Annotated in this window: 12 protein-coding genes; 2 read left to right on the forward strand and 10 right to left on the reverse strand. The window is 74.9% G+C overall.

Annotation, left to right across the window (positions count from 1 at the left end):
• Positions 1-115: 115 nt before the first annotated feature.
• On the forward strand, positions 116-379 hold the full coding sequence (locus AB0M28_RS19850; RefSeq protein WP_365406203.1) for a CopG family transcriptional regulator: 264 nt from the start codon (positions 116-118) through the stop codon (positions 377-379).
• Complete coding sequence (locus AB0M28_RS19855; RefSeq protein WP_365406206.1) at positions 376-816, forward strand: type II toxin-antitoxin system VapC family toxin; 441 nt, start codon at positions 376-378, stop codon at positions 814-816. Before AB0M28_RS19850 ends, AB0M28_RS19855 begins: the two co-directional genes overlap by 4 nt.
• Positions 817-823: 7 nt before the next feature.
• On the opposite strand, the gene AB0M28_RS19860 is transcribed toward AB0M28_RS19855, so the two are convergent.
• The 10 genes from AB0M28_RS19860 to AB0M28_RS19905 form a co-directional block, all read right to left on the reverse strand.
• Positions 824-1228 (reverse strand): hypothetical protein, encoded by a 405-nt coding sequence (locus AB0M28_RS19860; RefSeq protein ID WP_365406209.1) that lies wholly within the window; start codon positions 1226-1228, stop codon positions 824-826.
• Positions 1218-2045, reverse strand: coding sequence for a heavy metal-binding domain-containing protein (locus tag AB0M28_RS19865; protein WP_365406212.1), 828 nt, complete (start codon positions 2043-2045; stop codon positions 1218-1220). The genes AB0M28_RS19860 and AB0M28_RS19865 overlap by 11 nt, the downstream gene beginning before the upstream one ends.
• Entirely contained in the window at positions 2042-2956 is a 915-nt protein-coding gene (locus AB0M28_RS19870) for a heavy metal-binding domain-containing protein (protein ID WP_365406215.1), read from the reverse strand. Before AB0M28_RS19870 ends, AB0M28_RS19865 begins: the two co-directional genes overlap by 4 nt.
• Positions 2957-3051: 95 nt before the next feature.
• A complete protein-coding gene (locus tag AB0M28_RS19875) occupies positions 3052-3561 on the reverse strand; it encodes a hypothetical protein (RefSeq protein ID WP_365406218.1) in 510 nt (169 codons plus the stop codon).
• 54 nt (positions 3562-3615) lie between these two features.
• Positions 3616-4017 (reverse strand): hypothetical protein, encoded by a 402-nt coding sequence (locus AB0M28_RS19880; RefSeq protein ID WP_365406220.1) that lies wholly within the window; start codon positions 4015-4017, stop codon positions 3616-3618.
• A complete protein-coding gene (locus AB0M28_RS19885) occupies positions 4007-4840 on the reverse strand; it encodes a heavy metal-binding domain-containing protein (protein WP_365406223.1) in 834 nt (277 codons plus the stop codon). The genes AB0M28_RS19880 and AB0M28_RS19885 overlap by 11 nt, the downstream gene beginning before the upstream one ends.
• The gene (locus AB0M28_RS19890; protein WP_365406225.1) at positions 4837-5733 is read right to left on the reverse strand and encodes a hypothetical protein; all 897 of its coding nucleotides are present in this window, start codon (positions 5731-5733) and stop codon (positions 4837-4839) included. The genes AB0M28_RS19885 and AB0M28_RS19890 overlap by 4 nt, the downstream gene beginning before the upstream one ends.
• 98 nt (positions 5734-5831) lie before the next feature.
• A complete protein-coding gene (locus AB0M28_RS19895) occupies positions 5832-8144 on the reverse strand; it encodes a xanthine dehydrogenase family protein molybdopterin-binding subunit (RefSeq protein ID WP_365406228.1) in 2313 nt (770 codons plus the stop codon).
• The gene (locus AB0M28_RS19900) at positions 8141-9487 is read right to left on the reverse strand and encodes a (2Fe-2S)-binding protein (protein WP_365406231.1); all 1347 of its coding nucleotides are present in this window, start codon (positions 9485-9487) and stop codon (positions 8141-8143) included. Before AB0M28_RS19900 ends, AB0M28_RS19895 begins: the two co-directional genes overlap by 4 nt.
• Entirely contained in the window at positions 9484-10389 is a 906-nt protein-coding gene (locus AB0M28_RS19905; protein WP_365406234.1) for an FAD binding domain-containing protein, read from the reverse strand. Before AB0M28_RS19905 ends, AB0M28_RS19900 begins: the two co-directional genes overlap by 4 nt.
• Positions 10390-11414: the final 1025 nt, after the last annotated feature.

Consider the following 11414-nt stretch of genomic DNA (forward strand, 5'->3'; position numbering starts at 1 on the left):
AGCCGGGGGGAGCTGACCGGCGCGGTTGTGCGTTGTGCGCGCGGGGGCGCGCGGGGGTCCGGGAGCTCTCCGCAGAGTTTGCGCATCAAGATGCGATGGGGTCACACTTGGACGCATGAGGACGACCGTGGACCTTTCCGAAGACCTCCTCCAGGAGGCCAAGCTCCGTGCCGCACGCCGCCGGGTGACGCTCAGCGCGGTGATAGAGGATGCGGTCCGTGCCTCGTTCGCACGGGATCTCGACGCCGCCAGGAACATTGCGGTGCGGCTGCCGGTGTACGGCAGTGGGGGTCTTCAGCCTGGGGTCGATCTGAGCGACAACGCCGGCCTGCTCGACATGATGGACGAGGCCGAGCTCCGGGCGAGGTACGGGCAGTGATCTTCTGCGACGTAAATGTGCTCGTCTATGCCTTCCGCAAGGAATCGGGCGACCACGCCCGCTACCACGAGTGGCTGGGCTCCACACTGAGCGGCGACGAACCGGTGGCGGTCAACTCCGTGGTCACCAGCGGGTTCCTGCGCATCGTGACCAACCCGAGGATCTTCACCGACCCGGCCCCGGTGGGTGCGGCCCTCGAATTCGTCACCGCACTGCGCGAAGCACCTGCGGCCGTGCCCCTGCGCGAGGGACCTCGCCACTGGGAGATCTTCGAGCGGCTCTGCCGCAAGACCGGGGCGCGCGGCAATGTGATCCCGGACGCGTACTTCGCCGCCCTGGCCATAGAGGCGGGCGCGACCCTCTGTTCCGCCGACCGGGGTTTCGCCCGCTTCCCCGGCCTGCGCTGGCGCCACCCTCTTGAGGACGAGGCGGGCTGAGGCACCGCTACCGCACCCCCAGCACCCGCTCCAGCGCCTCCCGTGCCGCCGCGTCCCGGCGCGCGTGCGCTCGCAGGGCCGCCAGCAGCTCCGACACCCACTCTCCCAGCGTCACCTGGCGGCGGGCGATGACCACGCCCCCGATCTCCGTCAGGAGCTCGCAGCGCGGGGTGTCCCCGCGGCGCGGCATGGACAGCACCAGCCGGCGGTCGTCCAGGGCGAGTTCCAGCAGGGCGATACGGGGGCGGCCGCGCAGGCCGCGGCGGTGTTCGACGCGGACCGTGGGGGTGGGCAGCGCGTCGGCCAGGGTCACGGCCAGGGCCTGGGCGTACAGCGCGAGGTCGGCCGCGTCGCGGCGGCCGGCGGCGAGGAGGCCGGAGAGGTCGTCACGGCGGGGGTCGTCAGTCGTCAAGGCTCAGCACCATCGCCGGGCGCTCGATGACGTGCGCCGCGTCCAGCGGGCGCACCGCGGTGCCGAGCGCGAAGAACTCCGTGGTCTGGCTGCCCCAGCGGTGGTGGTACGACGCGAGGCGCGCACCCACCACGCCGTGCGCCCGCAGCTCCTCCGCCTCCGTCTGCATCCGCCCCATCGCCAGCTCGCGGGCGTTGTACAGCGCCTGCGTGTAGCGGGCGATCTCCACGTTGCGGCCGTAGTTGGCGACGACCGCGGCGGGCGAGCGGCGGGCGATGTGGTAGACGCAGCTGCCCATCACCATGCCCAGCGGGGCGTAACCGGACTGCAGCAGCGTCCAGAAGTCCTGCCCGCTCAGCCCGGACGTGAACGGCTGCCCCTTGGCGTTGCGCCAGCTGTCGCGGTAGCCGGGCGCCGGCTGCTCGGCCCGCACCGCGGTGCCGATCGCGATGAACTCCGCGATATGGGCGCCGAATCCGCTGGGCTCGACGGTCAGCCGCACCCCGACGATGCCGTCGGCGCCCAGCATCGCCGCCTCGTGCTGCATCCGGCCCATGGCGTGTTCGCGCGCGCTGTACATGGCCTGGCTGAGGGTCCGCAGCTCCTGGTTGCGGCCCCAGCGGCGGAACTGGACGCCGACGTGGTAGATCGACGAGCCGAGCACCAGCCCGAGCGGGCGGAAGCCCGCCTCGCGGACCAGCAGGAACTCGTTGACCGTGAGGTCGCTGGTGAAGATGCCGCCCTGCCGGCCCGGCCGCAGATCGGCCAGCCGGCGCATCGCCTCGGCGGGGAGGCTGTCCGGGGGCGTGGTGGTCACCGTCGGTTCCCTTTCGTCAGGCGGTCCTTGACTCCGTCGAGCGGCAGTACGGCGACGGGCCGCGCGGCGGGCGGCTCACCGGGGCGGAAGGCCGCGACCGCGGTGCCGAGGAAGGTCGCCTCGATCACGAAGTCCACGGCCGGGGTGCCCTTCCCTCCGCCGTACCGGGAGCAGTCCCGGTCCACGGCGCTCAGCGTGCCGCTGTCCTTGAGGACGACCCCGTCCGCCCCGCAGCGCCGGGCGTGGAGGCGCAGGTCGACGCGGGCGTCGTAGCGGGTCCGGGCGACGAGTTCCGTCCAGCCGTCGATCTCGCCGCTCCGCGCGAACCGCCCCGACTGCCGGCGCACTTGCCCGTCCACGTGGCGCACCCCGACGGACTGCCCGACGATCAGCTCGACCGGGACATGGCCGGCGGTCAGCAGCTTGGCGAAGCCCTGGCCGTCGAGGTGGGTGGTGAACGGGCGCCGCGGCCGGGCGTCGGCACCCACGGCCCGCACCGCCGTGCCGGTCATCTGGAACTGCACGCTGTCGCCGCCGCCGGGAAAGGGCTCCGCGGTGACGCGCACCCCCACCACGCCGTCCCCGTCGAGCTCCGCGCACTCCTCGGCCAGCCGGGCACGCGCCCGGTCCCGCGCCTCGGCCCGCAGCGAGACGAGCCGCACCGAGGGCGCGCCCCAGCCGGACAGCGCGACCTCGGCCGGCGACCAGCGCAGCGGCCCGTACCCGCAGTCGTAGAAGCCGGCCGATCCGCCGCCCCGCCAGTCCGCCATCTGGTACACGGCGGTCCCCATCGCCTGCCCCACCGGCTCGAAGCCCGCCGCGCGCACGGCGGCGAACTCCGCGGCGGACAGCGCGGCCGTCCACGCCTCACGGCGCGGCGCCTCACCGAACCAGAACCGTGTGCCCCTCACGTCTCGCGACCCTAGGGCGGGCCCGTACGGGCGCACAGGTCGTCACCAGGCAGCCAGGAGGGACGGTCGTTGCCGGATCCCCGAAACGCGGGCCGTCAGACCGCAACGGGCACGGCCGCCCGCTCGCCCTCCAGCCGCTTGATCAGCCGCCGTACGATCCACAGCGGGATCACGCCGAAGACGCCGAAGGAGATGTCCAGCAGCGTCCACCAGAACGGGATGTCGCGGACCGGGCCCGCGAGGAGCGCGAGGGGGACGATCATCGCGCAGGCGATCATGCCCCATTCGATGATCCAGATGTTGCGCACCGGGTCCCGGTACGGGCCGATGAACGCCACCGCGATGACCAGGTGCGCGAAGGCCAGCCAGTCGGTGCCGTAGGCGATGAACGGGTAGGCGGCGTCCGTCTCTTCGAGACCCTCGCGGACCCGGGCGATCCAGTCGACCAGGCCGTCCGGCGCAAGGGACGTCGACGTCACCGCTTCGTGCAGCCAGCGGATCTCCGTCTGGAGTGGGAAGGCCGTGACGCCCGACAGGACCAGGCCCACGATGAAGACGATCAACCAGATGCGTATACGCCGTTCGAGGCGTCTGCCCTCGTCCATGGCATGGAGCGTACGCCGCAGGTCAGTGGCCCTCTCGCGCGGGTCCCGGGCACGCTACGGGACGTCGAGCAGCCGTGCCAGCGCCGCTCGCGCGCGGGCGTCCGACGCCGCCCGGGCGGCCAGGGCCGCCGCCAGCTCCGCCGTCCACTCCGCCAGCGGCACCGGGCGGCTGGAGAGGACCACGCCCCGTACGACTGTCGCCACCTCGCCGACGGGGCGGTCCCGGCGTCGCGGCATGGCGAGCACCAACCGGCGTTCGTCCAGGGCGATCTCCAGCCGGGTGACGCGGGACGCCCGGCCCGGCAGTCCGCGGCTGCGCTCCACGCGTACCGTGCCTGCGGGCAGTGCCTCCGCCAGCGCGGCCGCCAGTACCTGGCCGTAGACCGCGAGATCGGCGGTGTCGCGGCTGAGGGCCGCGGTGAGCAGGGCGAGGTCCGGGCGGTCGTCAGTCGTCAAGGCTCAGCACCATCGTCGGGCGTTCGATGACATGGTCGTCGCGCAGCGGGCGGACCGCGGTGCCGACGGCGAAGAACTCCGTGGTGTGGCCGCCCCAGCGGTGGTTGTGGGAGTCCAGCCGGACACCGACCACGCCCTCGGCCCGCAGCTCCTCCGCTTCGTGCTGCATCCGCTCCATGGCCAGCTCGCGGGCGTTGTAGAGGGCCTGGGTGAAGACCTCGATCTCCGTGTTGCGGCCGGCGTTGCCGACCGTGGCGGCCAGCGACCGGTGGGCTACGTGGTACACACAGGTGCCCATCACCATGCCGAGCGGGGCGTAGCCGGCCCTGACCAGCGTCCAGAAGTCCTGGCCGCTGAGGTCCGAGGTGAACGGCCGGCCCTTGGCGTTGCGCCAGCTCCCGTTGCCGCCGGGCGCCCGGGCGTCGGCCTTGACCGCCGTGCCAATGGCGATGAACTCCGTCACGTGGTCGCCGAAATCGCGGGCCTCGACCGACAGCCGTACCCCCACGATGCCGTCGGCGCCGAGCTGTTGCGCCTCCGTCTGCATCCGGGTCATCGCCCGGTCACGGGCTTGGTACATGGCCTCGCTCAGCCTCGTCAGCTCCTGGTTCCTGCCCCAGCGGCCGACCTGCAGTCCGATGTGGTAGATCGAGCTGCCCAGCACCAGTCCGAGGGGCCGGAAGCCCGCCTCGCGGACCAGCAGGAACTCGTTGACGGTGAGATCGCTCGTGAAGATGCCGCCGGTCCGGCCGGGCTGCAGCTCCGCGAGCCGGCGCATCGCCTCGGCAGGGATGCCGTCGGCATCGGGTCCGGTCGTGGTCAACGCACGTTCCCCCTACGGAAGTCGGTCGTGAGCCGGTCCAGCGGCACCACGGTCATCCGCCCCGCGGGGCGTGCGGCCGGGCGGAAGGAGGCGACGGCGGTGCCGAAGAGGGTCGCCTCGGCGACGTCGTCGTGCCCGTGGTCGGACAGTTCGCGCCGCCGGCAGTGCTCCGAGCGGATCCGCAGCTCTCCGCGGTCGCGCAGGATGATCCCGTCGGCGCCGTTGTGCCGGCCCTGCACGCGCAGCTGGTCACGGGCGTCGTGGCGGGTGCGCTCGACGAGTTCGGTGTAGCCGCGGATCTCCCGGCCGGGGGCGCCGAGGCCCGTCTCGCCGCTGGTGGCCCAGTCCCGGTGGCGGACGCCGATGGAGTGGCCGACGACCACGCTGACCGGCACCACGCCCGCCGTCAGCAGCCGGGCGAGTCCCCGGCCGTCCAGATGGGTGGTGAACGGCCGGCCGGGCCGGGTGTCCGCGGCCACGGCCCGTACCGCGGTGCCGATCACCTGGAACTCCACGCAGTCCTGGCCGGTGGCGAAGGGCGTCTCGGTGAGCCGGGCGGCGACCACGCCGTCACCGTCCAGCGCCGCGCACTCGTCGGCGATCCGCCGCAGTGCCAGCTGCCGGGCCCGGCCGCGGACTCCGACCAGCTCACGGGACGCCGCCCCGCTGCCGGAGGTCACCACCGGAACGCCTCTGCCCGCCGCGAGGGCCTGCGGGCCGCAACCGCAGTCGTAGTAGCCGGTGTCGGCGCCGCGCAGGGGGCGGTCCGTCATCCGGAACACCGCCGTCCCCATCACCTGCCCGACGGGTTCGAAGCCCACGGAGCGTACGGCGGCGAACTCTCCCGTGGACAGGGCGGAGGTCCACGCGTCGCGCGAGAGGCGGCGGCTCACGGAAAGCGATTGTAGGCGCGGAAAGGCACGCCCCGATAGGGACGGACGAGCAGTGGAGGGAGGCCTGTTGCACCCGGGAGGGCGTGCGCCGCCGCCTGCTACTCCGCCTGCAGGATCGCCGACTGGGGGCGGATCGGCAGCCGGTTGACCGGGCGGCCGGTGGCCGCGCGGACCGCCGCGGCGACGGCCGCCGGGGACGTGACCACCGGGACCGCGCCCGCCGCCTTCGCCCCGAACGGGGCGAGGACGTCGCGCTCCTCCACCAGCTTGACGATGTTCACCACCGGCGCGTCCAGCGCCGTCGGCAGCGTGTAGCCGGTGAAGTCCGGGTGCCGGACGACGCCGTCGACCGTGCGGAGGTTCTCCATCAGCGCCGCGCCCACGCCCTGGGTGACGCCGGCCTCGATGCGGGTCGCCAGCTGGCGCGGGTTGAGGACCTTGCCCACGTCCTGCGCGACCGCCATCTCGACCACGCGGACGGTGCCGAGTTCGACGTCCACGTCCACCACCGCGCGGATCGCGCAGAACGCGAGCCCGACGAAGGCGTCGCCCTGCCCGGTGTCGTCCAGCGGCTCGGTGGGGTGCGGGCGGCACTGGGCGGTGGCCCACAGCTCCTTGCCGCCGAGCGCCTCGTCCACCGTCGTGGACAGGACTCCGTCGTACGACGTGATCTTGCCGTCCGCGATCGTCAGCAGTTCGGTGCTCATGCCGAACTTCTGTGCCAGGGGCTGGAGAAGCTGGGTGCGGACCATCTTCGCCGCGCGCTCCACCGCGCCCGCCGACACCCAGGTGTGCCGGCCGCGCGCCGCCGGTCCGGCCGGGGGCTGGTCGGTGTCGACCGGCGCCACGTGCACCTCGTCGACACCGAGGACCTCCTGCACGACCTGCCGGGCGAGCGTGGAGAAACCCGAACCCGTGTCGACCGCCGCGCACATGACGGTGGCCACCGTGCCGTCCACCCGGACGGTCGCCGTGGACACCTCGTCGGCGCCCTCCGCGCCCAGCATGTGCACCATGCCCAGCGCATAGCCGACCCCGCGCCGGATCGCGCCCGGTTCGCCCGCGCCCTCGGGGCCGCCGGGAAGCAGCCACTCCTCCTCGGGGAGGTCCTTGGGCAGCGGGGGCAGGGGCGCCTCCCGTACGGCGTTCAGCAGCTCCGCGACGGGCGCCGGGCAGGTCACCGTCTGACCGGTCGGCAGCAGGTCGCCGGTCGTCAGGGCGTTGCGCAGGCGCAGTTCGGCCGGGTCCAGGCCCAGCTTCGCCGCGAGCTTGTCCATCTGGCCCTCGTACGCGTGGCACACCTGCAGCGCGCCCTCGCCGCGCATATGGCCCGACGGCGGGTTGTTCGTACGGACCGCCCAGCCCTCGACGAACGCGTGCGGCACGACGTACGGACCGCAGGCGAACGACACCGCGGCGGCCAGCGACTCGGCGGAGGAGTCGGCGTAGGCGCCCGCGTCCATCAGGATCTGCGCCTCGACCTTGACCAGCTTGCCGGTGGAGTCGGCGTGGTGGCGGTAGCGCAGCAGCGTCGGGTGGCGGTGGGCGTGGCTGAGGAAGGACTCCTCGCGGGTCGCGGCCAGCTTCACCGGGGTGCCGGTCCGCAGCGCGAGCAGGCCGAGCGGCAGCTGCACGCCCGGGTCCTCGCGGTCGGCGGTCGCCCCGGGGACGCCGGTGACGACGACCTTCACCTGCTCCGGCGACAGCCCGAAGCAGGCGGCGGCCAGATCGCGGTCGGCGTGCGGGTCGGTGGACGCGGTGTAGAACTCCACGCCGCCGTCGGGGCGGGGCACGGCCAGTCCCGCCTCGGCGCCGATGGGCGCCGGGTCCTGGCGCCCTATCCGGTACAGGCCCTCGACCACGACGTCGCCGGTGGCCTCCGGGTCGCCGAAACGCAGCGGGATGTGGCGGATGAGGTTGCCGTCGGGGTGCAGGGGCTCGGCGTCGAACGCCGTCTGCGGGTCGGTGACCGGCTCCAGCACCTCGTACTCGACCACGATGGCTGCGGCCGCGAGCCGCGCCGCGTCCGGGTGTTCGGCGGCGACCGCGGCGACGGGCTCGCCGTGGTGGCGTACGAGGTCCTTGGCGAAGACCGGGCGGTCCGCGACGCGCCGGCCGTGCAGCGCCTGCGCGGGGACGTCGGCGTGGGTGACGACGGCCCGTACGCCCGGCATCTCCTCGGCGAGGGAGGTGTCGATGGAGACGATCCGGGCGTGGGCGTGCGGCGCGCGGTGGACCGCGGCCCACAGCAGGCCCTCGGCCCACAGGTCGGCGGCGTACGGGAAGGTGCCCTCGGTCTTCGCCTGGATGTCCAGCGGTGTGACGGAGGCGCCGATGCCCCGCGGGACGCGCTCACCGGTGAGCGGCGTGCCGTGCGCGGGGGTGGCCGTGGTCGTGGGCTCCTGCGTCACTCCTGCCCCCTCGGGCCGGCCTGCTGCGGGATGTGCGCGGCCGGCTCGTCCTGCTGCGGGCCGGTGCGCTGGGCGATGACGTCCTTCACGGCGGACAGGACCCCCTGGTAGCCGGTGCAGCGGCAGAGGTTGCCGCACAGGGCCTGGCGGGTCTCGCGCTCGTTGGGCGCGTGGTTGCCCTCCAGGAGGTCGTGCACGGTCATGGCGAGGCCCGGGATGCAGAAGCCGCACTGGACGGCACCGGAGGCGGCCAGCGCGCGCTGTACGTCGGAGGGGAGGCCGTCCTTGGCCAGCCCTTCGGAGGTCCGGATCTCGGCGCCTGCCGCGGTGGCCGCGGGGACCAGGCAGGACGCCACGAGCCGGCCGTCGACCTTGACGTTGCAGGCGCCGCACTCGCCCTGCGAGCAGCCGTCCTTGGCGCCCGCGAGGCCGAGCCGCTCGCGCAGCACGTACAGCAGCGACTCGCCGATCCAGGCGTCGGTGACGGGGCGGTCGGCCTCGTTGACGCGCAGGACGTAGGAGATACGGGGGTGTTCGTCGGGCATGCCGTCGGCGACGGGCGCCTCGGGGGTCTCCGCCGCGGCGTCGTGTCCTTCGGCCGCCGGCTCCTCCGGCGCGGCGGGGGCGTGCTCGTCGGAGCCGCCGAGCGGGTACTCGCCGGACTCGTCGTCCACCGCGGACGGTGCCGGCCACTGCGCGCCGGCCGCGGCCTCGCCGCCGGCCGTCCACTGGCCGGTGCCCTGCTCGGCGGTCGCCTGCGCCTCCTCGAAGGGGAAGCGCCACTCGGCGGTCTCCTCGGGGGCTGCGGCCTGGTGCGCGCCGACCGCGGGGTCGGGCTGCGCGGCGGGAGCCGCGGACGCGGGGTCCGGCTGCGCGCCGAGGGCCCCGAGGCCCGCGCTCAGCCCGCGCCGCATCGCGGCGCCCTCGGACGGCGGCGGGGCCTGCACCGGTTCCCCGAACAGTCCCGAGCCGTCCGACACCGGCGGCGCCACCTCGGCGGCGGTCTCGGCCCCGGCCACCCGGGTCCACGCGCTGATCTGGCCCTGGGTACGGGAGCCCTCGCCGTCCGCCGGATGCGTCGCCTCGCCGCCGGCGATCTGCCAGGTGCCGGTGTGCTCGGCGGCCGGCGGCGTGCTGAGGTCGGGCAGGCGGAAGACCCCGGTGTCCGCCGGGTCCGCCGCGGCGGGCGCTATGGGCGGCGGGGTGAAGCCGTGGCCGGGCGCGGCGAGGGGGTCGTCGCCGTCCCACCCGCCGGCGGGCATCTGAAGGAAACCGGTGGCCTCCGGGTCGTAGTCACCGGAGGGGGGAAGCGGCTGCCAGCCGCCCTGGTTCTGCGGGCTCACGAAAGCGCCCTCCCGAGTGCGCGGCGGGCCAGGACCGCCACTGTACGCCGCAGATGCAGGGCCGTCGGCGGCAGGGCGGGGACCTCGGCGCCCTCCTCGGCGGGCGCGGGGTCGGGGATGCAGGCGGCGGCGACGTACTCGCCGAAGGCCTGCAGCGCGTCCGGGGCGAGGTGCCGGCCGCCGTCCCAGTCGATGAGCGAGGCCACCCACTCCTCGGCCTCCAGGGGGCGCATCGGCGCGGGGCCCACGGCGCCCACGGCGCACCGCACCCCGCGGCGCGCCGGGTCGAGCACCAACGCGACCGACGCGGCGGCGCGGCCGGGGCCGGTGCGGCCGGTGGCCTTCAGGAAGACCTGCGGCGCGTGCAGCAGCGGCGCCCGGACGAAGCCGATGAGTTCGCCCGTACGCAGCCGGTCGACGCCGCCCAGCAGATGGGAGACGGGGGCCTCGCGCAGCGCGCCCTGCGGGCCGGCGATCACCACGGTGGCCTCCAGCGCGGCCAGTACGGGCAGCGCGTCGCCGGTGCGGTCGGCGGTGCCGATGTTGCCGCCGAGGGTGCCGGCGTTGCGGATCTGCGGGGGGCCCGCGGCGCGGGCGGCGGAGGCCAGGGCGGGGATCAGGGCGGCGAAGTCGGGGCGGCCCATGCGGGCGTGGGTCAGGCCCGCGCCGAGCAGGGCGTGGCCGTCCTGGTAGTGCCAGCCGCGGATCTCGTTGATCCGGCCGAGGCCGACCAGCGCGGAGGGCCTCAGATGCCCGGCGTTGACGGCGGCCATCAGATCGGTGCCCCCGGCCACGGGGATCGCCGCGGGCGTGGCGGCGAGAGCCGCGACGGCCTCGTCGATCGAGTCCGGAAGCAGCACTGTCTGCCTCTGCCCCGCGGCCTGCGGTGCGCGAGCGGTCAACTCAGCAGCCCCTTCTGCAGTTCCCCGAATGCCCTGGTCTCCCCGGGCCGTGGCCCCCGGTACCGGCCGCGGCGGCGTCACGGGACGCGCGAGGCGGTTTCGGTGCGGCGGGAGTCCGGCCTGCCCTGCGGGCCTGTCCGGCGCTCGGGCCGGTTGGGCCCTACTCTCGCACACCTTCCGGGCTCCAGGGCCCGCCGCCGGGCATCCGTCCGCCGGCTGCGGCAACCTCACTGCTGAGCCTGATGGTACGGGGGAGAACGAGCGTACCTCTGTCCCCGATCCTGCTGCTATGCCCGGTCCGTATTGACGGCCGGGCAGGGCCGTTTCGTGGCGCGTGTCACTCGGCGCTCCCCCTGGCCGGCCCCCGGGGGCTGCGCCCCCGAACCCCCGGTCGTGGGTGGTCGCGTGACGCCCCGCGCCTTCGGCGCGGGGATTGCCCCCACCCACACACCACCCGTTACGGGTTGGCTTACCTGACGCCGGCGCCTGGGCCTGTGTAGGGCGGGCCTCCGGCCCCGGAACCCGGTCCTCCCGCGCGCGACGGTGCCTGCAGCGTCCCCGGGGTCACCCCGGCCCTCGCCGGGGCGGCGCCGCCCCGCGCCTTCGGCGCGGGGATTGCCCCCACCCACACACCACCCGTTACGGGTTGCCTTGCCTGACGTCGGCGCCTGGGCCCGTGTGGGGCGGGCTCCGGCCCCGGAACCCGGTCGTCTCGCACGCCACGGCGCCTGCAGCGTCCCCGGGGTCACCCCGACGCCTCCCCGGCATCGGCACCCGCCGGCTCGGCGCGGACGCCACCCGTTGCGGGTTGCCTTGCCTGACGCCGGCGCTGGGCCCGCGCAGCGCAGGCCTCCGGCCCCGGAACCCGGCCGTCCCGCGCGCCACGGTGCCTGCAGGGTCCTCGGGGGTCACCCCGGCATCAGCACCCGCCGGGGTGGCGCCGCCCCGCGCCTTCGGCGCGGGGATTGCCCCCACCCACACACCACCCGTTACGGGTTGCCCTGCCTGACGCCGGCGCCTGGGCC

It is taken from the genome of Streptomyces sp. NPDC051940 (assembly GCF_040680895.1).
Lineage (GTDB): Bacteria > Actinomycetota > Actinomycetes > Streptomycetales > Streptomycetaceae > Streptomyces.

Excerpts from the sequence above, each read along its gene's own strand:
- AB0M28_RS19850 (WP_365406203.1), top strand. The coding sequence starts at position 116 with ATGAGGACGACCGTGGACCTTTCCGAAGACCTCCTCCAGGAGGCCAAG.
- AB0M28_RS19875 (WP_365406218.1), bottom strand. The coding sequence starts at position 3,561 with ATGGACGAGGGCAGACGCCTCGAACGGCGTATACGCATCTGGTTGATC.